Raw genomic sequence first — 23,067 nt, forward strand, 5'->3', positions numbered from 1 at the left:
GGATCAGCTATCTCACCCCCATGCGAAGGCTCCCACCGCTCACGGCGCTCCGCGCCTTCGAGGCCGCCGCGCGCCACCTCAGCTTCAAGCGGGCCGCCCGGGAGCTCGGGGTGACGCCGACCGCGATCAGCCACCAGGTCCGGCTGCTCGAGGAGACGATCGGCGTCCGGCTGTTCGAGCGCCACGCGCGGCAGGTCGTGGCCACGCGCGAGGCGCAGCGCCTCTATCCGGTGCTCCGCGACGGGTTCGACGCGTTCGCGCGGGCGATCGACGAGCTGACCGCCCGCCGCGCGCGCCGCGGGATCACCCTGTCGGCCACGACCGCGTTCACCGCCAAGTGGCTCGTGCCCCGCGTCGCGGCCTTCCGCGAGGCGTGCCCCGGGTTCGACCTGCGGCTCCACGCGTCGGACGAGCCGGTCGACCTCGCCGCGGGCGAGGTCGACGCGGCGATCCGGTACGGGCGAGGCCCGTACCCCGGGCTCGCCGCCGAGGCGCTGATCGCCGATCGCTTCGCGCCCGTCTGCAGCCCCGGGCTCGCCGTCCGCCGCCCGGAGGACCTGCGCCGCGCGCCGCTGCTCCACTTCGAGTGGCGGCGCGTCGAGCGCGACACGCCGACGTGGCGCCTGTGGCTCGAGCGCGCCGGCCTCTCCGGCGTCCGCGACGACGGCGGCACCACGTTCTCCGACGAGGCCCACGCGATCCAGGCGGCGATCGCCGGCCAGGGCGTCGCGCTCCTCAGCCTGGTCCTCGTCGCCGACGACCTGAAGAGCGGCGCCCTCGTGCAGCCTTTCGGCCCGGCGCTCGACGGCTATCGCTACCATTTCGTGCACCTCCCGGGCGCGGCGGCGCGCGAGGAGCTCGCGGCGCTCCGGGGCTGGCTCGCCGCGGCCACGACCGGGGAGCGGCCGCGGCCGAAGCGGTGAGCCGGACGCCCCTCTGCGCTGGCGCCGGGGCTACGGCACCCCCGCCTCGGCGCAGCGCGCGCGCCACGCGCCGGCGTCGAGCTTGCCGTCGAGCAGGCGCCGCACCACGAGGAACGGCTCCAGCGCGTGCTCGCCGCGGCGCGCGCGGACGGGCGCGCCGGGCAGGCCGTCGAGCTCGAAGCCGAGCTCCGCCAGCGCAGCGGCGAGCCAGACGCTGAACAGGCCCGTCATCCGCCGGCGCTCGGCCGCGGGCGAGAGCAGCGCCAGGCCCACCCGCGTGCGCTCCGCCCAGGCGTCGATCTGCGCCAGCGCCTCGGGCAGCTGGCTCGGGCGGAGCTCGCGGAAATGCGCCCGGTGCGCCTCGAGCTGCTGGCGCCAGCGCGGCAGCCACACCTCGCGCGTGACGTCCGCCCAGGCGATGCGCGGCAGGGGCCGCGACGGGTCGATCAGCAGCGACCGCAGGACGGCCTCCTCGGCCGCGGCGACGTCGTCGAGGAGGTCGAGGCAGTGCGCGCCCGGCTCCGGCCCGCCCGCCTCGGCGCCGAGCGCGGCGAGCCGCTCCGACAGCGACGGGTGCGTGTCGTAGACCGTCGACTTCTCGCCCGCCCGCTCGGCCTGCCGCTCGGCGAGGGCGCCCTGCTCCGCGGCCACGGCGCCCTCGAACCACCGGAAGCCCTCGAGCAGCGGAGGGAAGCGCCCGGCGGCGACCACGGGCAGCACCTCCATCTCGAGGTAGGCGGTCCAGAGCGGCCCCTTCTCGTGCGTGATCCGGAGCGCGCGCGCGGTGGGACCGCGCCCGGCGATCCGCGCGGCCACCGCGTCGGCCTCGAGCTCCTGCGCGCGCGAGATCCCCGAGCTCGAGCGGACGAACAGCTCGGCGTACGCGACGAACGGCAGGTGCAGCCAGAAGCTCGAGCCGTCGAGGTGGTCGAGGGCGCCGCCGATGGTGCGCCGCGTCCTGTGCACCCAGGGGCCGAGCGCGAGGTCGCCCGAGACGTGGTGCCCGAACTCGTGCGCGATCACCGACTCGAGCTCGCTCCGGCTCAGCCAGGCGAGCAGCGGGAGCCCGGCGCCCACCACCGTGCGGCTCCGGAGCCACGCCTCGCGCCGCACCGCGGTGAAGGCGTTGGCGTCGTGGAAGAGGTGGATGTCGGCCGGGGTGGCGTGGCCGGTGCGCGCGGCGACGTCGCGGATCAACGACTGGAGGCGCGGGTGCCGGCCCTCGCCGAGCGGGACGCCCGGGTCCTGGGCGCGCCGCCGCCGCGGGACCAGGCCCCAGGCGACCCAGAGCGCGCCGGCGCCGCAGAGGAAGCCGGACGGCTCGATGCCGTCGCCGTACTCGGATTGCGCGTACGGCACCCACAAGAGCCCGAGCGCGATCCCGGCGGCGAGCAGGTAGAAGCCCACCGCCATGCCGAGCAGCCACGCGGCGCGGTGCGCCAGGCCGCGCGGCCTCACGGCGGCCACGACTCCATCGCGACGCTGACGGCGCCGTGCAGGGCGTCCTCGCGCCGCGCCAGCGCGAGGAGCGACCGCCGCTCCTCGGCGGCGAGGGCGCGGTGCCGGGCCCGGCCGAAGTGCAGGGCGGCGCGCACCGCGTCCGGCAGATCGTCGATCTCGGGGAAGCGGGTCCCGTCGCGCACGTACTCGATGAGCCCGCGCGTGAACGCGCGCCCGAGCTGCGAGTGCTGCTCCAGCCTCGCGAGCGCGGCCCCTGCGCCCTCCGCGTGGACGGCCTCGGCCATGAGCAGCACCCAGACGGGCAGGGACAGGTGGTGGAAGACGGCCCTCTCGGCGCCGGTCAGGCGCGCGACGGCCGCGCGCGGATCGGCGCGCGACAGCACCGCGAGCTCGAGGGCGTCGCGCAGCGCCGGGTCGCTCACCCGGGCGAGCTCGGGCGCGCTCACCTCGAGCCCCGCGTCGACGCGCGCCCGGAGGCGCAGCAGCGCCGTCTCCTCGTCGCTTTTCCCGCGGAGCGAATCGAGCGCGCGCTCGATCGAGGCCTTCGGCTCGATCTGGGCGAGGAGCAGGGCCTGCTCGGCGAGCTCGCGGCGCTCGAGCGGGCTCTCCTGGCCCGCGGCGAGGGCCGCGGCGACGAGGCTCCGCGCCCGCTCCACCTGCCCGAGCCCGACGGCGGCGGTCACCTCGAGCGCGACGCTGTCTTCGGCGAGGGCGCGATCGACGCCGCGCAGCTTCTCCAGGGTGTCGAGGGCGAGCTGATGTTTTCCGCCGTGGCCGGCCTGGTACGCCAGCGTGCGCAGCAGGTAGGGGTGGTCCGGGAAGCGCTCCAGCATGCCGGCGAGGACCTCGTCCGCGGCCGGCCCGGAGAGCAGGCGCACGTAGAGGTACGCCGCGTCCGCCGAGCCCGGGTCGCCCTCGTGGCGGCCCTTGTACTCGTCGATGAGCTCGTGGCGGCGCCCGACCATGGTCATCACCTTCTGGTACTGGCGGTGGAGCTCGATGGAATCCGGGTGAGCGCGCCGCGCCCTGTCCGCGACGGCGGCGGCGCCCTGCTCGTCCTCGGCGTTCATCAGGAGCCCGACCGCCCGCTCCGAGGCCGGGACGTCGTAGCCCGTGTGCTCCGCGTAGCGCGCCGCGAGCTCGGCGCCGAGCGCCGCTTTCCCTGCGCTGACGAGCGCGAAGGCGCACCCGCCCGGCTCCACGGGCGCCATCGTCACGAGCGTGCGCGAGACGAACGACTCCCCCTTGGGCATGCTGAGCTGCTCGGGCGGGGGCTCGAAGACGAAGTCGACGTCGTCCACGATCACGGCCGATTGCCCGCAAAAGAGGGTCGGGGCCGCGTCGTCGCTCGAGCCCGCGTTGCGGTCGGCCGTGTACCGCACCTCCAGCTGGTAGATGGGCGCGAGCCCGAGCACGTTCCACGCGACGACGTCGGTGCCGCGCGGGACGTCGAGCTCGCCCTCCTCGATCGTCCGGCCCTGGGCGGTGACCTTGACGGGCCTCCGCCCGACACGGCCCTCGAGCCGCTCCAGGCCTTGCGCCGGCACCTGGACGGAGGCGTCGCCGACGCTCACCTCGACGGGGTAGGGGAGCGCGTTCGCGACCCGGACGGTGGTATAGCGGGCGGCGGCGAGCGCGTTCCAGGCGCCGAGCGCGACGACCGTGGTGATCCCGAGCGCCACCGCGCGTTGCCAGGCGTAGAGCGCCGGGCCGAGCGGCGCGCGCGCGATGAACCGCCACGAGCGCGCCTCTGTGCCGTTGGCGACCAGGTAGCTCCCGAACGGATAGAGCGGGACGAAGAGGAAGACGAAGAACAGCGTCTTGATGTACGTGCCGTCCTCCGGGTCGCGGTCGGACTCGCCGTACACCGTGGCTCCGACGCCGTTCATCGTCATGAGCCAGGGGCTCCGCCGCATGGGCTCGAGGAAGAGCCGCCGGCGCGCGAGGAGGGCGTCGAGCAACGCGCGCAGCTGGGCGCCCGCGGCGCCGGGCCGCGGCAGGAGGCGCTCGCGCCACCGCATCCAGAAGAGCCGCCGGTAGACGGCGTGCGGACGACCCTGCTCGATCGCCCGGCGCACGCCGGGGTTCATCTGCGCCAGATCCGCGAGCTCTGGCACCCGCTCGAGGAGCCCGGCGGGGTCCCGATCCACGCCACCCATGAACGACCACGTTACTGGGCGCTCCGCTCCACTGGGAAGAGGCGCGCAGGAGCGCGTCGCCGCGGGAGGCGCCGCGCGGAGCAGCGCTCTCTTCTGAACGGATCGGGCGCGCCTCGGCACGCGGCGCGCGGCGCGCGGCGTTGGAGCAGAGTCCCGCCGGGCCGCGCCCACCGCCGTCGCTCTCCGGTGAAAAATTCGGTCATGAGCCCTTTGCCGGAGCCGGTAAGCCGGTAAGCGCGGTCACCGCGCGTGCGGTGTCTCCCCGGGGTAGTGCTCAAATTTGCCCGGAGAGAGTTCACATGAAGGCGGGAAGGCAGGAAGAACATTGATCTTTTCTTCCCGCCTTCCCGCCTTCCCGCCTTCATGCTCAATTTTGAGCACTGCCCTCCCCGGAGCGGGCGCCAACCTCAGGCCCGATGTTGGCGCGCCGCGTCTGGGCGGCCGCGCGTGAAATTTCCGCAATCGGACATGCCCACAGGGGGCGCCGATGTCGTCGATATGTCGATCGACGTGGGTGCACGTGTCGCGGCGTGCTCGCGCATCTCTTTTGAGAACATCATTGCTCCATATGGGATAGATGAGCTACGCTGTGCGTTTATCATGGGGCATCGGCGGGGCATCGCGAGCGATGGGCAGTCCGAGGCGCGGCCCGGGCCTAGCATCCATGAACGCCCGAGCACCGATCGCCGCGCCCCGAGCTCCTCGCAGCGGCCCCCGCCGTCCTCGTCGGGGCGCCCCAGCCCGCCCAGCGAGCCGTCGCCTCCGCCTTCGCCGTCGTCTCGGCCGCCCGCGTCGCGCAAGGTGCGGACGATCGACGTCCTCGTTCAGGGCGCGACCGTGGAGCTCTTTCACTTTTACGGCGTCGCCATCGCGCCGGCGAATACCGGGGATAGCCGCGAGGAGGTGCGCCTTCACACCGATCCCGCGAGCACGGTGGAGTTCTCGGCGCGCGGCTTCTCCGGCTTTCTGGCGCTGTCCGCGAACCAGGGCGTGTTTCGCGCCATGACGGGGGTGCCGCCCATGGTCGACGGCGTCGGCGACTGGATGCGGGAGGTGGCCAATCAGCTCATGGGGAAGGTGAAGAGCCGCCTCGCCCGGTTCCAGATAGCGCTTCAGACCGAGCTGCCGCAGCTGCGCCACCCGAGCGACGTGGAGCGCCGGAGCCGGAGCTGTAAGCAGCAGTGCTGTTATTCTTTCAGGACATTGAAGGGCGAGGTGCTCGTCACGTTGAGCGGCGACTTCGACGAGAGCTCCCTGGTGTTCTCGAACGCGTCCCCGCTCCCCCTCGACGGCAAAGTCATCCTCTTCTGAGCGGCGGGCGCCCGCTTCGGATACGGGCCCATCTCGACGTTTTCGGTGCTCAGCGTGCAGGAGCACGCTTGCGCGCCGAAAACGCCGATCTGGGCCCGTCTCCTGTGCGGGCGACCGCCGCTCGGCGGCGCGGGTGGCCGGGGCGGGGATCGACGGACGGCCGGGCGACGTGGTTTTCGCTCGGGATCAATGCAGACATCTTCCGTGGTTCGTCGCTCGTCCCCCGTCTCTCGTCCCCCGTCTCTCGTCCCCCGTCGCTCGTCCCCCGTCGCTCGTCCCCCGTCTCTCGTCCCCCGTCGCTCGTCCCCCGTCTCTCGTCCCCCGTCGCTCGTCCCCCGTCTCTCGTCTCCGTGCGCTTCTGCGTGCGCGTGCGCGTGCGCGCTGACTCCGGGCGAATCGCGCACGCGCACGCGCACGAAGAGGGAAGAGGGGAGACGGAAGAGGGGAGACGGAAGAGGGGAGACGGAAGAGGGAGGGCGGATGACGGAGACGAGAGACGGTGTACCAGGACCAGCTGAACACCGCTCTAGCCTAGGGACCTCCGCCTCCGCCCCCCCCACCGGCGGTGCCCATCGCGCCCCCGTCACCGCCGCTGCCGCCGGTGCCCGTGGCGCCGCCGTCACCACCTCCGCCGGCGGTGCCCGTGGCGCCCCCGTCACCGCTGGTGCCCGTGGCGCCGCCGCCGGCGCCCGTGGCGCTCCCCGTCCCGGTGGCGCTGCCGCTGGCCGTGGTGGGGGGGATCGGCGGAAGAGGGTCAGCGCAGACATTCCACACGACGAGCTGGCCCGGATCGCAAGGATCGGAATCCCAGCACCCCGCCAGCAGCGCCGCGCACGTGACGACGAGCGCAGAAGCCAAGGCGCCTCGGCGGCTGGGCAGCAACACGCAAGACGGCTGGATATCCATCGTTCGTTCCTCTCTCGACCGGCTCACGGCGGCACCACCTGTCCGTCGCGGATGCGCGCGATCACCTTGACGGTCGGGTTGAGATCGCTGGCAGCGACGTACCCGATGCCGCCCGCCTCCTCGCCCACCGCGCGGAGGACGGCGCTCGCCGTCGGCACCTTGCGCGGCGGCCGCTCGCCGCCGCGGATCTTCCGATCGATCCAGTAGCGGGCGACGCCGTCGGGATCGAGCCCCAGCACCGCCATGTCGAAGCGCTGCCGCAGCGGGGAGTCCTCGGGGAGGTTCACGGGCACCGCCGACTTGCCGTACCACTCCGTGCGCGTCGTCTGGAAGATCGGGCGGAGCGTGTCGCGCCCGGCCGACCGCACGGGATTGGCCTGGTTGACGACGACGACGATCTCATCCGCGTCGGCGAAGGACGAGGCCGACGGGGTCATGCCGAGCAAGGCCAGGAGGAGCAGAAGGGATAAACGCTTCATGATTGCGTTGAACCTCTCTCAGAAGGCCAGAATCAGACGAGCGAGCGCGGCCGTGGTGTGGAAGTCCTCCGGCGACGGGAGCGCCGGCGCCGTGCTCTCCTGCTCGCGCAGGACGGTCATGATCGTGCGCAGCACCTGGGTCCGAAGCGTGACGTCCGGCGTGATGTAGAAGTTCAGACCGCCGCCGACCTGGAACATCGTGTCGTGCCCCAGGAACGGCGCGTGCAACATGGCGCCGATGACGAACGGCTCCATGTTCAGGAAATCCAGCCGGTGCGCCGCCACGGCATACGTGGAGGTCTTCCAGGCGTCCGGCGCGTAGGACCCGAATCCCCCCTGGCGCTTCCCTTCGTCGTACACCACGCGGACGACCGCCGCCTCCGCGCGCACGCGCGTCTTCCCGATGTCGAGCGAGACGTCTCCGGCGCCGGTGTACTCCTGGAAGGACCACGTCGAATGGATGTCCGGGCTGGGGGCGTTGAGCTTGTAATCGACGACCCAGTCGCGAGCGTGGCTCGCGATGAACGACGCCCCGAGCTTCAAGGTCAGCTTGCCGGGGTCCTCGTAGCTGGCGTGCAGGCGGCCGCCGAACCCGCGGTTGTCGTCGAAGGCGAACGGCGCGTTCTCGTTGCGCCCGTTGCTCACGTACGCGTTGTACCCGAGGTCCCACGGGCCCGCGAACGCATTGCCGTAGATCATCACCCCGGTCTGCCGCGTGGGAAACAGGCGCGAGGTGATGAAATACGGGATGGCGGCGGTGATGAGCACCGGGCTCCCATGGTCGACGTTGTAGATGCCGATCGGGGTGAAGAACTGCCCGACGCGCACCTTGAAGAGGTTGAAGCGCGTCCAGTCGATGTGGGCGCGCTCGATCGACACCAGCCCGCCATACAAGGTCGGCGAGCCGAGCGCGATCGACGTCGAGTCGAAGGCACCGTACTCCTGCGTGGTCATCCGGTACGCGACGTCGGGCGGCAGCGGCGTCGTCACCGGGACCGGGGCGCCGCCGGGCGCGGTCGTGAACCGCAGCTCCCCGAGGAAGCGAAAATGATCGCTCGGCTGCGCGTCGAGGTAGAGGTTCAAATTCCCCACGACGAAGTTCAGGGCGTTGGCCTGCGGGAGGGCGGCCGCGAGGCCCGAGTTCTCCGGTGCCCACGTGCGCTGGACGCCGACGTCGATGAACCCGTAGAGCTGGAGTAGCTCTCTGCCCTCATCCTGCGCCGGCGCGACCTGCGCGTCCTCGATCGCCGCGAGGCGCTTCTCGAGGTCCGCCGAGCGCTTCTCCGCCGCCTCGAGCCGCGCGAGGATGGCAGCCTCTCCGGCCGCGGCGGGCGCAGCGTCGGCCGCAGGCGCGGCGGCGGCCGCGCCCGTCTCAGGCGCAGCGGGCGGCGCAGGCGCAGCGGCGGGCGCAGCCGCGGCGGCGGTCGCGCCGGGCGCAGGCGCAGCGGCGGGCGCAGGCGCAGCGGCGGGCGCAGGCGCAGCGGCTGGCGCAGGGGGCGCAGGCGCAGCGGCGGCCGCAGGCGCAGCGGGCCGCGGGGCGACGCCGGCGGCAGGGCTCTGCGCGTGCGCGAGAGATGCCGTGACAAGCACCCCTGCGATCGCAGCGCTCGAAGCGCGCGCGAGGCGCTCTGCGCGCGCTCGCCGCGGTGAACTCCGACCCATGATCATTGCTCTCTCCCTGTCCGAAGAGCTTCCATTGCGGTACAGGCGCGGCGCCGCGCGCGCTCTTGCGGACTCGCGACCTTCACGCGTAGCATACACAGCGTCGATGCCGCGGGGAAACAACGCGATCCGCCCGGGTCCGCAGAACACGGCCAGTGAAACGTCGCAACAAGAAAGAGCCTGAATCAGGAAGACGCACATGGTGCGCGAAGGCGCGGCGATGACGGCCGCGTCCGCGCGCCTCGCCGGTCGCTCGTCAGCTTCAATCCTTTTGGGGCCAACGTGAGGACACGGCGCGCGATTTCATGCGTGCTCGCGGGGCGTCTCGCTGTAGAGAGGGCGAGCCGTCGTCGCGCCGCAGAGGCCGCGTCGAGGAAACGGGGGCATGCCTACCTTGCGTAAGGCGTCGATTCGTCTGAAGCTGTGGTCGCTCGCCGGCGTGCCCGTCGTCGGCGCCCTGCTGCTCGCGGCGATGATCGCGGGCGACGCGCGGCAGCAGGCCGCGAGGGCGGCGGCGATCGGCTCGATTGAGGACCTCGCGCAGCTCTCGTCGATCATGGCGCAGCCGCTGCACGCGCTCCAGAGGGAGCGGGCGTGGACCGCGCTGGTCGAGGGGCTGGAGATCCGGCCGCCGGACGCGCGGGACGCCGAGGCCGCGCGGGGCGCCGCGCGGCCGTTCCAGCGCGCCGTGGCGCTCGCGCGCGCGAGCGCCCAGCTCGAGACCGCGCGGGCGGCGACCGACGAGAGCCTCGCCCACCTCGACGCGTTCCTGGCCGAGCGCGATCTCTCCCGCCTGCCGTCCCGGCTCGCGCGCGACCTCGCAGACGCGCGCGCCCACGTCGGCGAGCTCGGCGCGTTCCGGCGCCAGGCCGACGCGAAGGCGGCGCCGCTCGACAGCGCCCTCCAGATCTTCGGCGGCATCAACGCGAGCCTGATCCGGGCCAACGCCGGGCTCTCCGAGCTGAGCGACGAGGGCGAGCTCCTGCGGAGGATCCAGTCGATCGTCGCCGTGCACGAGCTCGCCGAGCGCGCCAGCCGCCAGCACGCGCTGCTCGCCCACGCCTTCGCGTCGACGCAGTTCGAGCCGGGCGCCTTCAAGACGCTCGTGACGCTCATGACGGAGGAGCAGCTCTATCGCGAGATGTTCCTGGCCAACGCGTCGGAGCCGGCGCGGGCGCTCCACGACGCCGCCCGTGACGACCCGCGCGTGCGGCGCGCCGACGAGCTGCGCGCCGCGGCGATCGCGTCGACGGACGAGGACCTGGCCATCGACCACGACGCGTGGTTCGACGCGCAGCAAGGGCGCCTCGACCGGCTCGCCGCGATCGAGCACGAGGCGATCGCGGGCATGCGGCGCGCCGCCTCCGACAAGGTCGCGGACACGCGGAGGACGGTGCTCAACGGCATCGCGGTCTCCGGGGTCGTGCTGCTCGTGTCGGGCGCGCTCGCGCTCGTGCTCGTGCGGGGGCTGTCCCGGTCGCTCGAGGTCCTCGGCGAGGCCGCGGCCCACGTCCGGCGGACGCGCGACTACACGACGCGCGCCCGCAAGACCGCCGACGACGAGTTCGGGGCGCTCACCGACGCCTTCAACGAGATGCTGGCGGGCATCCAGGCGCGCGACGAGGCCCTGGAGAGCCACCGGCAGAACCTCGAGGCCACCGTCGCCCAGCGGACGTGCGAGCTCGCGGAGCGCAACCGGGAGATGCGCCTCGTGCTCGACAACGTCGACCAGGCCCTCGTGACGATCCACCGCGACGGCACGATGGAGCCCGCGCGCTCCGCCGCCTTCGAGCGCCTCTTCGGCGTGCCGGCGCACGACGAGCACTTCGCCGAGCGCATCGCCGGCCATGACCCCCGGGCCCGCGCGCTGCTCACGATGGGGTGGGAGGCCGCGTGCGACGACTTCCTCCCGCTCGAGGTCGTCCTCGATCAGCTGCCGAAGGCCCTGCACCGCGAGGGCCGCCACCTCACGCTCGGCTTCAAGCCGATCCTGTCCCACGAGGGCCAGTTCAGCGGCGCGCTGATGGTGATCACGGACGTCACGGCCACGATGGACTCCTTGCGGGAGGCCGAGCGGCAGCGCGAGCACATCCAGGTGTTCGAGCGCGCCGTGAAGGACCGGCTCGGTCTCCTCGGGTTCGTGAGCGACACGAGCAAGCTCGTCGACGCGGTGAGCGCGCGGAGCATCGCCGACGTGGACCACGTGATGCGCCTCGTGCACACCATCAAGGGGAACGCCGGGCTCTGGGACGTGACGAGCGTGGCGAAGGTGGCGCACGAGATCGAGAGCTTCGTCGTCGAGGAGCGCTCGCTGCCGCCCGACGAGCAGATCGACGCGCTGAAGGACGCGTGGTCCGCGTTCGTCGCGCGGGTAGGCGGCCTGCTCGCCGGGGCGGGGCAGGCCTCGCGCGTCGACGTCGACGACGCGGAGGTCGAGGCCCTGCTCGCGATGGTGCAGGAGCGGCGCGACCACGCCGATCTCGAGCGGGCCGTCGCGTCCCTCCGCGACGAGCGCACGGAGGTGCGGTTCAACCGGATGAAGGATCAGGCCGAGACGCTCGCGCGGAAGCTCGGCAAGCCGAGGCCCGACGTGCGCATCGACGCGGGCGGCGTCCGGCTCCCCGCGCCGCGCTTCGCCGCGATGTGGCAGGCGCTCGGGCACGTCGTGCGCAACGTGATGGACCACGGGATCGAGCGGCCGGAGGCGCGCGAGGCGGCCGGCAAGCCGCCGCGCGGCGCGCTCACCCTCCGCTCGAGCGCGACGGCGGACGAGGTCCTCATCGAGGTGGGCGACGACGGCGCCGGCATCGACTGGGAGCGCGTGCGCGAGAAGGCCGGGGCGGTCGGGTTGCCGAACGCCACGCGGCGGGATCTCGAGGCCGCGCTGTTCGCCCCCGGCTTCACCACCGCCGAGCAGGTCACGGACGTCTCCGGCCGCGGCGTCGGCCTCGGCGTCGCGCTCCACGAGTGCCGCCGGCTCGGCGGCCGGGTGGAGATCGAGACGGAGCGAGGGCAGGGGACGACCTTCCGCTTCCGGTTCCCCCGGAAGCTCGATGCGGCCGGCGCGCCGCTGCCGCCGTCGAGCCGGCGCGGCGCGCCCCTCGCCGGCCCTCCGCGCGGCTCGAGCGCGGGCCCCCTCGCCGGGCGCGAGCCGCCCGGATCGGGTGTCGCGATGAGCGCGTCGACCATGGACAGCGACAGATCGAGGAGAGCGCAATGAACTCGGAGAGCTGGCACCGCATCTATGACGAGCTTGCGGCGTCGTGCGTCCACCTGTTTCGCGACAACGGCGTCGAGCTCCGGCTCCTGGAGCACCAGGACTCCGAGGCGACGCCTGGCAACGCGGTGGTCTCGTTCATCGGTTTCACGGGCGATCACCTCCGCGGGAGCCTGACGATCGTCGCTCCCGTGGCGCTCATCACCCGCTGCCACCCGCTGCGAGAGCGGCGCCAGCTCGACGAGGACATGGTGTGCGACTGGGCGAGCGAGCTCGCGAACCAGCTCCTCGGGCGGGTGAAGAACCGGCTGCGCCACCTCGGGCTCATCATCGTGCTCTCGACGCCGAGCGCCGCGATCGGCGAGCACCTGCGCGCCCGGGAGGAGCAGAGCGAGGGCTTCCGGCGGCTCCTCTTCGACGCCGGGACCGACCGGCTCGCCGTGCTGTTCGACGCGATGGCCCCCGACACGGCGCTGGAGCTCGAGGAGGTCGACATGCCCGATCCGCAGCGCGAGGGGGAAGTGCTGCTGTTCTGAGCCGCGGACCGCGCGCGCCGAAGGAGATACGACAGATGGCCAAGAAAATTCTTCTCGTCGAGGATTCGAACACGGTCCGCCAGCAGGTCGGCATTCTCCTGTCCGGGGCGGGCTACAGCATCGTGGAGGCGGACAACGGCCGGGACGCGGTCGCGGCGGTCAACGCCCACAAGGGCGATCTGGCGATGATCATCGCCGACGTGAACATGCCCGTGATGAACGGCATCGAGATGCTGGAGAGCCTGCGGGACAAGGGCCTCGCGTCCGGCGTGCCGATCCTCATGCTCACGACCGAGGGGCAGCCCGAGCTCATCGACAAGGCCCGCAAGGCCGGCGCGAAGGGCTGGATCATCAAGCCGTTCAAGCCGGACCTCCTGCTCGCCGCGGTGAAGAAGCTCGCCGGCGAGCCCTGATGCGCCGGTCGCGCCGCCCGCGGCTTCTACGACCTGTTCCGCCGTTTCAACCCGTCTGTCGCTCCAGCCTAGGGCTGGTTAGCTCCCCCCAACGACGCTGATGCAACAGCTTTATCCATGCATCGAAGGGGGGCAGGGGTCCACGAAGAGGCGCTCACCCGGGGCGCGCGACGCGGCACAGCCGGAAGCCAATCGTGGGATCGCCGTGCAGATCCGGGGGACTGCCCATCCGGAACGAGACGCGCACCGCCCACGCGCAGTCGGCCCAGGAACCCCCGCGCAGGACGCGCTGCTTCGCGGCGGCCGGCCCGACCGGGGCGGCGCGCGGGCCCTCGGCATAATAGAGCGCGTCGTAGCCGTCGCCCGTCCACTCGCGGACGCCGCCGCTCATGCCGAACAGGCCATATCCGTTGGGCGGGAAGCTGCGCGGCGGGCGGAGCGAGAAATCCTCGAACCGATCGAAATCGCAGAGCGCCGGGGACGGCGGCGCGTCGCCCCAGGGGTACGGGCAGCCGACGAGTCCGCCGCGCGCGGCCTTCTCCCACTCGGCCTCGGTCGGCAAGCGATAGGTGACCTGCTCCTGTTCTGCGGAGAGCGAATCGCCGAGCGCCACCGCCTGATCCCACCGGACCGCGACCATGGGCTTCTGATCGTAGGTCCACGGGCGCGCCGGATCGCCGCGCGCGACCTCCCCGAACAGCTCGCGCGCCGTCATGACACGGCCGCCCGACCGCCACTCGGCGTCCGGCGCATGGGCATGCCAGTCGTGCGCGCGGACCGTCTCGCTCTCGCAGTACTGCCGGCGGATCTTGCCGTCGTTGTAGACCCGGAACGCGTCCACGTCGATCTTGCCCTCCCTCGTCGGTTTCGACGGAGGCCCGCCGTCCGGCGGGGGCGGCCAGCCGATGAGCGCGTGGTACGCGGCCCAGGTGATCGGCACGTCGGTGATCCAGAACGCGCCGAGCTCCACCGGGTGCACGGGCCGCTCGTCGGGGTCGCCGTCGTCCGCGCCCATGAGGAATGGGCCCGCGGGCACGTAGCGGAACACGAGGCCGTGCTCCTCGATCTGGAGCCGATCGAGCAGGCGGGCGCGCGCCTCGGCGAGCGCCGGGTCCCCGGGCGCGAGGCCGAAGGCGGCGTCGCAGGCGGTGGCGGCCAGCTCGAGGCGCCCCTCCCCGGCGAGGCGCGCGGCGAGGCCGAGGAGCTCCGCGGCCGAGGGGAGCTCGCGGTCCGCGGACAGGAGCCAGGTCGGGTCGGGCGCGCTCACGCGAGCCTCCGCTGCGCGCGCAGCACGGTGAGCGGGTTGTGGCGCTGCGGCGCCGCCTCGTGCCGCGCGAGCCACGGATCGGGGGCGTTCACGTCGCCGGCCATGACGAGCGAGCGCGCGCGGCACCCGCCGCCGAAGGAGGCGGTGCCGGCGCCGTCGCCGGGGAGGCCGCGGATGGCGCGGAAGCGCTCGCTCTCGCGCCAGATGTGCTCGAAGGGGGCGCGGCGGAGGTTCTCGGCGACGAAGCCGGGGCCGAGGAAGCTGCACGGGTTCACGTCGCCGCCGACCGAGATGGAGCACACGGTGTTGCCAGCGCCGCAGCCCCAGTTGTCGTGCACGACGGCCCGCGTCTCGCCGCGGCTCCTCGGCGAGAAGGGGTCGATCGCGCGCGCGGCCGTGGCGCGGCCGTCGCCGGTCGCGCCGAGCGTCCAGAGGGCGCCCAGCGCGGCCTCGTAGTCGTCGAACGAGGGCCACAGCTCGGCGCGCGACCCGGCGGCGCCCACCGGGTAGAGCGGCCGGAACACAGCGGTGTGCGCGCCGGCGGCCGCGGCCAGCTCGGCGAACGCCGCCGCCTCGGACGCGTTATGGCGCATGATCGTGAACGCGAGCGAGAAGCGCGCGTGCTCGCGGAGCAGGGCGACCTTCTCCAGCACGCGCGCGAACGTGCCTTCGCCGCGGACGGCGTCGTTCGTCGCGGCCGTGGCGCCGTCGAGGCTGACGTTGAGCCACACGAGGGAGCGCTCGCCGAGCTTCTTCGCGGTCTCCTCGGTGAGGAGGAGCGCGTTCGTGGTGAGGCACGGGTGCAGGCCGTGCGAGGTCGCGAGATCGAGGATGTCGAACAGATCCTTGCGGAGCAGCGGCTCGCCGCCGGTGAGGCCCAGCCGGAACGAGCCGAGGCGCGCGAGCGAGGCGAACAGCGCGTCCAGCTCGGCGAGGGTGAGCGGCGGCTCTCGGCGCGGGAGCTCGCCCGCGAAGCAGTGCGTGCAGGCGAGGTTGCACGCGGCGACGACCTCGAGGTGCACGGCCAGCGGCCCGGTGAGGTGATCGGCGGGCGGCATCACGTCGAGCGCGACGCCGTCGAAGAGGAGGTCGTGCGTGAAGAAGGCCCGCTCGTAGAAGGCGGAGGCGAACGCGGCGAGCGCGCCGCGGCGCTCGGGCGGCGCGGCGTCGACGATCGCGCCGATCGGGGTCGCGCGGGCGCGGAGCAGGATATCCGTGGTCTCGTGATCGAACGGCAGGTAACGCGACGTGCGGCGGTCGAAGACGGTCGACCCGAAGTGCTGCGGGACGAGGGCGAGCGGCGGGCGCGCGGTCACGGCGCGCCCCCGAGGTCGACGTCGAACGAGCACCGGGCCCAGAGGTCGCCTTGCGCGTCCGGCAGCCCGACGGCGCGCGCTCCACGGCTCATGAGGTCGTTGAAGTGCCAGCCGGCGCCGCCCTGCGCGGGCGCGAGCGCGCGCCAGCCGCGCTCGTCGAAGCCGGGCAGCTTCCACGCGTCGCCGCCGGGGTCGCGGGTGGTCCCGACGATCGCCGCGCCGGCGCCCGAGCGGACGTCGAGCGTGCGCCCGATCGACCTGTCGCGCCGGGGCTCGAGCGGGGCGCGGGTGTTGGCCTCGTCGCTGTAGCGCAGGGAGAGCGCGAGCCGGGCGGGCGCGTCGTCCGCGGCTCGGATGGCGACCGCGAGGACGTGCGCGCCCGGGCGAGCCAGGATCCGGCTCGATCGCACGGGCGCGCCGTCGAAGAAGACCTCCGCCTTGCCCGCCGTCCAGAGGCGCAGCGTCAGCGGCAGCGCCTCCTGCGGATCGATCCAGCGAAGGATCCCGCCGCCGCACCCCGCCGGGACCTCGCAGCTCGAGTAGTCCTCGAGCACGAGGCGCTCCGACGATTTCTCGTAACGCGCGAGGTCGTTGACGACGAGGTCTCGCTTCTTGGCCATGCGCCGAGGATAGCGTGCCTGGGCGCCTCGGCGGCGTCCGTTCGCAGGTCTATCCGCCGTGGGCTTCAGCGGAGAGGCGGATGATCTCCCTGGCGACGGCGAGCGCGTGGTCCGTCGCCTTGAACGCGAGCCTCAGCGCGGCGTCGAGCTCCTCCTGGTTCTCGAAGATGTGCTGGAGCCGCCCGCTCATCCGCTCCATCTCTTCGTCGGAGAAGCGCAGGCTCAGCTCCTCGTGCAGCTTGCCGAGCTCCACCCCCGAGTCGAAGGTGAGGCACGGTCGCGAGCTCGACTCGTCCTGTCCGAGCGCCCTCGCGAGCGCCAGCTTCGCGCCCGCCAGCGCGTCCTCGATCTCGCGCGCGAAGCCGCCCGCCATCCGCTTGTCGGCGACCTCGCGCTCCAGCCGGATCACCTTCGCCTGCGCCTCCTCCAGCGCTGCCGTGCGCTCCCGGACCTTCTCCTCCAGCGCGCCGTACAGTGGGCCGTCCTCGATCGAGGTGGCGCCGGGCTCGGGGTTCATCGTCCGGCGCGGAGGCCTCGCCGTCTCCGCCGCGGGCCCCCGCGGCGTGAGCTCCGCGTACGTCTCATGGAGCTGCGCGACCTTGGCCTCCGCGCCCCACCGCGCGTAGCCGTGGACGGCGTCGGCCATGTACATGCGCGCGATCTTCGTCCGCCCCTTCGCCAGGTGGAACCTCGCGGCGAGCTCGTTCGAGAGCGCCTCGTGGTGCAGGAACTCGCTCTCCTGAGCGGCCCTGATCGCCTCCTCGTAGAGATCCGTCGCCGCCGCGTCGTCCCCCGAGACGCGCGCGCGCTCGGCGGAGACCAGGAGATGCTTGTGGCGGAAGTTCTCCGGGCAGCTCTCCGCCCACGCCGCGACGTCGGCCGCGTGGCGCGCGATCTCGCGCGCGTAGCGCGCCTGCTCGGCGCCCGGCGCCTTCGGGCAGAGGGCCAGCAGGATGAGGCTCGCGTAGAACGGGACCTCGGTCGACATCCACATGTTCGCCAGGTACGGGCGCAGCGGCTCCGCCAGGGCGATGAGCGCGAGGGCGCGCTCGTGGTCGCCGTAGAGGTACGCGAGCTGCGCTCTCTGGATATGATAGAACGCCGCCATGAACTCGTGGTTCGGCGCGCCAAGCGTCGCGCTGAACTCGTCCTCGTCGAAGACGCCGTCGCTCAGGGTGTGGTGGCCCAGCGTGCAGCCTCGCAGGTTCGCGATCATCTGCTTCGACGAGGTCACGATGAGGCCCGACATCACGTCTCTCGTCCGCTGCAAGAACGGGAGGGACCGCTCGATCTCCTCGGACACCGCGCCGAGCGCGACGCCGTGGCTCAGCCGGCTCGTGACCCCGTGGAGGAGGGAGTAGCTGGCGAACTGGAAGTCCCCCGTTTCGCGCCCGTCCCGGTGCGCCTGCGCCAGGTACGCGAACGACCGCCGGAGCGGCTCCCGATAGGGCGAGATGAACACCGCGAAGCTCGACTTCACCTTGGACGACATCACGGCGCAGCCCATCTTCTCGTCGAGATCCATCGCGAGCCTGCCGAACTCGTAGGCTTCCGCGTACCGGCCCTGCTCGATCAGGACGATCGCGTAGATCAGATATCCCCAGGCGGAGACCTCCGCGTGGCCGTGCTTGAGCGAGATGTTGGCGTGCTTGACGCACACGAGGGCGTGGAGGGACGGCTCCGCGACGAGGATGGCGGCGCTCACGTTCGTGAGGATCGTCAGCGCGGCCTTGTGCTCGGGGCTCTTGAGCTCCGGGGCGTCGCACAGCTCGGTGATCTGGCGGCTCGCCAGGTTGCGCGGCACCTCGGCGAGCTCCGCCGCGAGGGCCGCCCGGATCCGGTCTTCGCGCTCGGGCAGCTCGATCCCGAGCAGGGCGAGCGCCGTGCGCGCGCAGCGCACGGACTCGTCGAACCTCGCGACGGTGTTGAAGAGCAAGATGCGCCGGGCGTAGACGTGCGCGCGATCGAGGTCGGTCCTGGCGCGGGTCAGGGAGACGTTGAACAGCGGTTCGGCCTCCGCCGAGCGGCCGCTCAGGAACCCGCAGTCGGCGCCCTCGAGGTGGAGCGCGAACGCGAGCTCGTAGTCCTGCTCCCACCCCTCGTCGTCGACGAGCGACACGCCGGCGCCGAAGTAGCCGGCGGCCACGTCGTAGGCGGCCGACGCCTTCGCCTTCATGCCGGCGGCGAGGTTCAGGCGCGCGAGGATGGTCCGCTCGTCCGGCGAGGCGATCCGCGAGGCGCCGAGGTTCAGGTGGTTCACCGTGTCGAACAGGTGCTCGTCCCGCTCGCCGAGCTCCCGCCGCGCGAGCATGAGGCGCCCGATCCGGAGGTGCAGGTCCTGCTTGCGGTCCTCGTCGACGAGCGAGTAGGCCGCCTGCCGCACGCGATCGTGCAAGAACCGGTAAGAGACGTCGATGTCCCCGGCCGGCAGCCCGCCCTCGCCGCCGTGGTCGGGCGCGGCGCGGACGTACCGGTGCTCGGCGTCCAGGGGCAGGACGACGCCCTCCCGGAGCGCCTCCCGGAGATCGGCGGCGGTGGCCTCGGGCGGCCGCTCGTCGACAAGCGCGAGCGTCTCCAGGTCGAACTTGTGGCCGATGCACGCGGCGAGCGTGAGGACACGCTGCGCGCTCGGCGAGAGACGCCGCAGCTTCTTCGCCATGAAATCGACCACGTTGTCCGTGATCCCCGCCCTCCGGATGCGATCGAGATCCCAGGAGAACGCGCCGGACTGCGGATCGAAGGCGATCAGGCGGTCCTTGTAGAGCGAGACGAGGAACTGATTGATGAAGAAGGGGTTCCCCTGGGTCTTGTCGAGGACGAGCGTCGCCAGCGCGGCGGACCGCTCCGGGCCGCAGCCGAGCGCGTCGGCGAGGAGCTGATTGAGGTCCGCGGGGCGCAGCGGATCGAGGGTGATCTCGACCATGCTCGCCCCCGCCTTCCGGAGCTCCGCCCGAGCCGCGGAGAGCGGGTGTCCCGCGTCGACCTCGTCGTCGCGGTAGGCGCCGATCACGAGCAGGTGGCCGCGCTCCGGATCCGACAGGAGCAGCGTGAGGAGCCGGAGCGAGGCGAGATCCGCCCACTGCAGATCGTCGAGGAAGAGGACCAGCGGGTGCTCCGCCGTGGCGAAGACGCGCAGGAAGCTCTGAAATACAAGGTCGAGCCGGTTCTGGGACTCGGCCGCCCCGAGCTCGGGCACGGGCGGCTGGGGGCCGATGATGAGCTCCAGCTCCGGCAGCAGGTCGACGAGGACCTGCCCGCTCTGGCCGAGGGCGGTCGCGAGCTTGCGCCGCAGGCGCGAGAGCGCCTCGCCGCGCTCGGTGAGCAGGTGCCGCGCGAGCTCCCGCAACGCCTGCGCCAGCGAGGCGTACGGGACGCTCCGGTTGAACTGGTCGAACTTGCCCGAGATGAAGCGCGCGCCGTGCCCGGCGATCGCCCGGTGCAGCTCGCTCACCACCGCCGATTTGCCGATGCCGGCGTGACCGGAGATCAGCGCGAGCTCGGCGGCGCCCCGGCTCGCCCGCTCCCACGCCGCGAGGAGCGCCGCGATCTCCGCGTCTCGGCCATAGAGCTTCTGCGGGATGGGCAGCCCGTGACCGCGATCGTCGTCACTGCCCATCATCGTTGAATAACACCCGCGCACCACGTGGGTAAATGGCTTCCACGCGGGACTGTGATGCGCCCAACGCCGGTTTGCTGCGCGGCGCGGGAGCGCTCCGCGGGATCGCCCCTCGAGGCCGGAGGGTGATCGCGCGGATCGCCTCGCGCTGGCGAGGGGCGATCCCGCGGATCGCCCCCGGGCCCCGCCGGATCTCGGCGAAGCCCGGTGGAGCCTCGGCGGCCTGGCCGTGCGCGCCCGCGGCCTGGCCGTGCGCGCCCGCGCCGCCGGCGTGGAACGTCGCGTGCACTGGCGCCTCGACCAGCGGTCGCGCCGGCATCCAGGGCGCATCGCAACCACGAGGAGGGCATCATGGCTCGCAAGATCGCGGTGGGGGGTCTGTCGCTGGCGCTGGGGTGGATCGTGCTGCTGGGCGGGTGTCTCGTCGCCGACGACGAGGCGGCGCGGACCGAGGCCAGCGCCGAGGACGCGGACGCGGTGCTCGTGTCCAGCGTCACCGAGGGGGACTACGTCATCCGCTCGGTCGCCACGAACAAGTGCCTCGACGTGCCCGGGGCCAGCACCGCCGACGGCACGCGGATGCAGCAGTGGACCTGCAACGGGACGAACGCGCAGAAATTCCACATCTCCCCGACGACCGACGGCTACTGGAAGATCGTCAACGTGGGCAGCAACAAGGCCCTCGACGTGCGCGACGTGAGCACCGCGCCGAACGCGGTCATCCACCAGTGGACCTATGTCGGCGGCGCCAACCAGCAGTGGAAGCTCGTGAATCGCGGGGGCAACCAGTTCAGCATCCACGCGCGCCACACCGATCAGGTCGTCGACCTCGCGTGGGGCAACGCCGCCGACGGGACGGATATCCTCCAGTATCCCTACGGCGGCACCACCAACCAGCGCTGGACGCTCGACAAGGTGAGCGGCGGCTCCTCCACCGGCTCCGGCGCCCGCACCCTCACGATCGTCAACAACTGCTCGGCGCCGATCTGGGTCGCCCACTCGACCAACGTGCAGGGCCCGCAGAACGTCAAGCTCACCCGGGGCGCCGCGTACACCTACGACGTGCCCGACGGCGGCATCAGCGCGACGCGCTTCTGGCCGAAGACCGGCTGTGACGACGGCGGCCGCAACTGCACCACGGGCGACAGCGTCGCCCCTTGTCCGGCGGGCGGCTGTCAGCCGCCGATCGAGTCGAAGTTCGAGGCCACCTTCGCGCCCAGGGGCAGCGCGGACCAGACCTGGTACAACCTCAGCCAGGTGGACGGCTACACGCTGCCCTTCAAGGTCGTCCCCAAGGGCGCCGGCGCCGAGCAGGGCAGCTGCATCACCTCGGACTGCTCCGGGCTGTCGCTCTCGCTCTGCCCCGGCGACGAGGACCTCGGCAACGGCCAGTTTCCCGGATACGCGCACCAGGACCTCCGGGTGCGCGACAGAAACGGCGTCGTGGTCGGCTGCATGGCCCCGTGCAAGAAGTGGAATTACCCGGCGCCCTGGGGCCTGGGCCAGCCGGAGAGCGCCGATCCCGGGCTCCACCTCTGCTGTCCGACGCCCATCGATCCGGCCACGGGCCAGTGCACCGCCGAGCGAGGGTGCATGACGTCGGACGCGTGCCGGGACACCGCGGATCCGCGGAGCGTGGAGCACACGGACTACGTGATCCGGATGCACCAGATGTGCCCCACCGCGTACAGCTATGCTTACGACGACGCCGCCGGGCTCCACGCCTGCTCGTCGGAGACGAGCTTCGAGGTCACCTTCTGCCCGTGATCCGCGGCACGGAGCGCGTTCGGCGCGTCGATGCGGAGGGCGCGGAAGGCCAACGCGACGCCGGAAGGCCCGGCGCGGGAGCGCCGGTCGCTCACGTCGACGCGCAAGCGTGAAAATCGCGCGAAGCAGGGCTCGAAGGGCGGCCGCTCCGCGCGTCAGGGCCGCGCGGGCAATCGCCTGCTGATGAGGCGGCGCGCTCCTGGCCGCCCTCGGCCGTGACGTCTCCCGCGAGCGCCAGGCACAATGTTCCCGCCGGCGCGCTGGCACGGACGATGCTCGACGACGATGCTCGAAGAGGACGCGGTCCCGGCCACCTCGTCCGCGTGGGGCGGGGGACCGACGGGATACGCGTGCTCCACGAACCAGAGGGGTGCCCATGGTTGGTCCGCTCGAAGAGTCCACGAAGCCGCTACGCTTTGCGCCGGTCGACCTTCACACCGTGCGGGAGAACCGCGGCTGGTTCCTCGCGATCGGCGTGACCTCGATGGTGCTCGGCGTGCTCGCGTTCCTCCTGCCCTTCGTCGCCTCTCGGGTCGCCGCCATCGCGCTCGGCTGGTTGATCGTGGTCGCCGGCGTGGCCGAGGGCTGTCACGCCATCCAGAGCCGCGGCTGGGCCGGGGCCGGCTGGGAGCTCGTGAGCGCCCTGGTGCAGGTGGCGTTCGGCCTTCTCCTCGTGGCTTTCCCGATGACCGGCAAGCTCGCGCTGATGGTGCTCGCCTCGGCGTACTTCGCCGCCGAGGGCGCGCTCAAGCTCGTCCGCGCCTATCAGCACCGCGGGCTGCGGGGCTCGGGGTGGCTCGTGTTCGACGGCATCCTGGCGCTGGGGCTCGGGGTGCTGATCGTCACGGGCGGCGTCACCACCGCCGCGAGGGTGCTCGGCTTGCTCGTCGGAATCAGCCTCCTGACCGGCGGCACGTCGATGATCCTGATCGCGCTGGGCGGCGCTCGCGTGCTCCACACGCGAGCGTGAAGGAGGCGGCCTCCGCGCCGTGCAGAAGGGTACATCCCTTGCGTGGGGTGCGAAGCGCGAAGGCTAGGTTGACAACCCGGACACACGTTTTGGCCATGTCGCAAGCAAGGAAGCTCATCGAGGCCCTCGCGGCAGGACGCTACGACGCCCGTCTGCGAGGAATACGGAAGGTGTGCGCCGTGCAGCTCAGCGACGACGAGCGCATCGTCGTCGAGATCGCCGACGGGTCCTTCGGAATCGCGCCCGACGGGGCGAGCGAGGACTGCCAGCTTTCCTGCTCGCTCGACGATTTCCTGCGGATCTTTCGCGGTGAGCAGAACCTGATCACGGCGATCATGCAGGGCCGCGTCGGCGTGCGAGGAGACCTGGGCGTCGCCCAGATGTTTCAGAGCGTCTTCTCCCCGGGGGACCAACAGACTCCAGGAGCGACGCGCTGAGCCACCG

Annotated in this window: 17 protein-coding genes; 8 read left to right on the forward strand and 9 right to left on the reverse strand. The window is 72.5% G+C overall.

The genetic code is table 11. The features are described from left to right. Positions 1-20 precede the first annotated feature (20 nt). Complete coding sequence (gene gcvA, locus WMF26_RS05770; RefSeq protein ID WP_437999488.1) at positions 21-923, forward strand: transcriptional regulator GcvA; 903 nt, start codon at positions 21-23, stop codon at positions 921-923. Positions 924-953: 30 nt separating this feature from the next. Here gcvA and WMF26_RS05775 read toward each other — a convergent pair whose 3' ends face one another. Then, complete coding sequence (locus tag WMF26_RS05775) at positions 954-2,381, reverse strand: M48 family metalloprotease (protein ID WP_437999489.1); 1,428 nt, start codon at positions 2,379-2,381, stop codon at positions 954-956. Further along, positions 2,378-4,543 carry a hypothetical protein gene (locus tag WMF26_RS05780; protein ID WP_437999490.1) on the reverse strand — a complete coding sequence of 722 codons (2,166 nt, stop codon included), beginning with the start codon at positions 4,541-4,543 and terminating at the stop codon, positions 2,378-2,380. Before WMF26_RS05780 ends, WMF26_RS05775 begins: the two co-directional genes overlap by 4 nt. A gap of 801 nt (positions 4,544-5,344) precedes the next feature. Here WMF26_RS05780 and WMF26_RS05785 point away from each other — a divergent pair. Further along, positions 5,345-5,854, forward strand: coding sequence for a chemotaxis protein CheX (locus WMF26_RS05785; RefSeq protein WP_437999491.1), 510 nt, complete (start codon positions 5,345-5,347; stop codon positions 5,852-5,854). Between the two features lie 531 nt (positions 5,855-6,385). Here the strand turns inward: WMF26_RS05785 and WMF26_RS05790 are convergent. From WMF26_RS05790 to WMF26_RS05800, 3 genes are all read right to left on the reverse strand, one after another. Continuing rightward, positions 6,386-6,712, reverse strand: coding sequence for a hypothetical protein (locus WMF26_RS05790; RefSeq protein WP_437999492.1), 327 nt, complete (start codon positions 6,710-6,712; stop codon positions 6,386-6,388). A 71-nt stretch (positions 6,713-6,783) separates the two neighbouring features. Then, on the reverse strand, positions 6,784-7,239 hold the full coding sequence (locus tag WMF26_RS05795; RefSeq protein ID WP_437336237.1) for a hypothetical protein: 456 nt from the start codon (positions 7,237-7,239) through the stop codon (positions 6,784-6,786). Positions 7,240-7,257: 18 nt separating this feature from the next. Beyond that, entirely contained in the window at positions 7,258-8,829 is a 1,572-nt protein-coding gene (locus tag WMF26_RS05800; RefSeq protein ID WP_437999493.1) for a hypothetical protein, read from the reverse strand. 457 nt (positions 8,830-9,286) lie between these two features. On the opposite strand from WMF26_RS05800, the gene WMF26_RS05805 reads away from it, so the two are divergent. From WMF26_RS05805 to WMF26_RS05815, 3 genes are read left to right on the forward strand one after another with little or no spacing between them, the layout of a single operon-like run. Beyond that, positions 9,287-12,121, forward strand: a complete 2,835-nt coding sequence (locus WMF26_RS05805; protein WP_437999494.1) for a nitrate- and nitrite sensing domain-containing protein — start codon at positions 9,287-9,289, stop codon at positions 12,119-12,121. Further along, entirely contained in the window at positions 12,118-12,654 is a 537-nt protein-coding gene (locus WMF26_RS05810; RefSeq protein ID WP_129573335.1) for a chemotaxis protein CheX, read from the forward strand. Before WMF26_RS05805 ends, WMF26_RS05810 begins: the two co-directional genes overlap by 4 nt. Positions 12,655-12,689: 35 nt before the next feature. Beyond that, positions 12,690-13,067, forward strand: a complete 378-nt coding sequence (locus WMF26_RS05815; RefSeq protein WP_061621796.1) for a response regulator — start codon at positions 12,690-12,692, stop codon at positions 13,065-13,067. 154 nt (positions 13,068-13,221) lie between these two features. On the opposite strand, the gene WMF26_RS05820 is transcribed toward WMF26_RS05815, so the two are convergent. From WMF26_RS05820 to WMF26_RS05835, 4 genes are read right to left on the reverse strand one after another with little or no spacing between them, the layout of a single operon-like run. Then, positions 13,222-14,334, reverse strand: coding sequence for a formylglycine-generating enzyme family protein (locus WMF26_RS05820; protein WP_437999495.1), 1,113 nt, complete (start codon positions 14,332-14,334; stop codon positions 13,222-13,224). Next, positions 14,331-15,650 (reverse strand): radical SAM/SPASM domain-containing protein, encoded by a 1,320-nt coding sequence (locus WMF26_RS05825; protein WP_437999496.1) that lies wholly within the window; start codon positions 15,648-15,650, stop codon positions 14,331-14,333. The genes WMF26_RS05820 and WMF26_RS05825 overlap by 4 nt, the downstream gene beginning before the upstream one ends. Then, the gene (locus WMF26_RS05830; protein ID WP_437999497.1) at positions 15,647-16,270 is read right to left on the reverse strand and encodes a hypothetical protein; all 624 of its coding nucleotides are present in this window, start codon (positions 16,268-16,270) and stop codon (positions 15,647-15,649) included. The genes WMF26_RS05825 and WMF26_RS05830 overlap by 4 nt, the downstream gene beginning before the upstream one ends. A gap of 49 nt (positions 16,271-16,319) precedes the next feature. After that, the gene (locus tag WMF26_RS05835) at positions 16,320-19,889 is read right to left on the reverse strand and encodes an AAA family ATPase (RefSeq protein WP_437999498.1); all 3,570 of its coding nucleotides are present in this window, start codon (positions 19,887-19,889) and stop codon (positions 16,320-16,322) included. Between the two features lie 348 nt (positions 19,890-20,237). Between WMF26_RS05835 and WMF26_RS05840 the strand changes: the two genes are divergently transcribed. From WMF26_RS05840 to WMF26_RS05850, 3 genes are all read left to right on the forward strand, one after another. Then, positions 20,238-21,653 carry an RICIN domain-containing protein gene (locus tag WMF26_RS05840; protein WP_437999499.1) on the forward strand — a complete coding sequence of 472 codons (1,416 nt, stop codon included), beginning with the start codon at positions 20,238-20,240 and terminating at the stop codon, positions 21,651-21,653. Between the two features lie 376 nt (positions 21,654-22,029). Beyond that, a complete protein-coding gene (locus WMF26_RS05845) occupies positions 22,030-22,623 on the forward strand; it encodes an HdeD family acid-resistance protein (protein ID WP_061629372.1) in 594 nt (197 codons plus the stop codon). 68 nt (positions 22,624-22,691) lie between these two features. Then, positions 22,692-23,060: an SCP2 sterol-binding domain-containing protein gene (locus tag WMF26_RS05850; RefSeq protein ID WP_437999500.1), complete on the forward strand. Its 369-nt coding sequence runs from the start codon at positions 22,692-22,694 to the stop codon at positions 23,058-23,060. Positions 23,061-23,067 lie beyond the last annotated feature (7 nt).

This window comes from Sorangium sp. So ce185, assembly GCF_051526825.1.
Lineage (GTDB): Bacteria > Myxococcota_A > Polyangia > Polyangiales > Polyangiaceae > Sorangium > Sorangium cellulosum_D.

What these genes read in the sequence shown, in the direction of transcription:
- WMF26_RS05780 (WP_437999490.1), bottom strand. Translation starts at nt 4,543, where the DNA reads ATGGGTGGCGTGGATCGGGACCCCGCCGGGCTCCTCGAGCGGGTGCCA.
- WMF26_RS05810 (WP_129573335.1), top strand. Translation starts at nt 12,118, where the DNA reads ATGAACTCGGAGAGCTGGCACCGCATCTATGACGAGCTTGCGGCGTCG.
- WMF26_RS05835 (WP_437999498.1), bottom strand. Translation starts at nt 19,889, where the DNA reads ATGATGGGCAGTGACGACGATCGCGGTCACGGGCTGCCCATCCCGCAG.
- WMF26_RS05805 (WP_437999494.1), top strand. Translation starts at nt 9,287, where the DNA reads ATGCCTACCTTGCGTAAGGCGTCGATTCGTCTGAAGCTGTGGTCGCTC.
- WMF26_RS05845 (WP_061629372.1), top strand. Translation starts at nt 22,030, where the DNA reads ATGGTTGGTCCGCTCGAAGAGTCCACGAAGCCGCTACGCTTTGCGCCG.
- WMF26_RS05795 (WP_437336237.1), bottom strand. Translation starts at nt 7,239, where the DNA reads ATGAAGCGTTTATCCCTTCTGCTCCTCCTGGCCTTGCTCGGCATGACC.
- gcvA (WP_437999488.1), top strand. Translation starts at nt 21, where the DNA reads ATGCGAAGGCTCCCACCGCTCACGGCGCTCCGCGCCTTCGAGGCCGCC.
- WMF26_RS05840 (WP_437999499.1), top strand. Translation starts at nt 20,238, where the DNA reads ATGGCTCGCAAGATCGCGGTGGGGGGTCTGTCGCTGGCGCTGGGGTGG.
- WMF26_RS05830 (WP_437999497.1), bottom strand. Translation starts at nt 16,270, where the DNA reads ATGGCCAAGAAGCGAGACCTCGTCGTCAACGACCTCGCGCGTTACGAG.
- WMF26_RS05815 (WP_061621796.1), top strand. Translation starts at nt 12,690, where the DNA reads ATGGCCAAGAAAATTCTTCTCGTCGAGGATTCGAACACGGTCCGCCAG.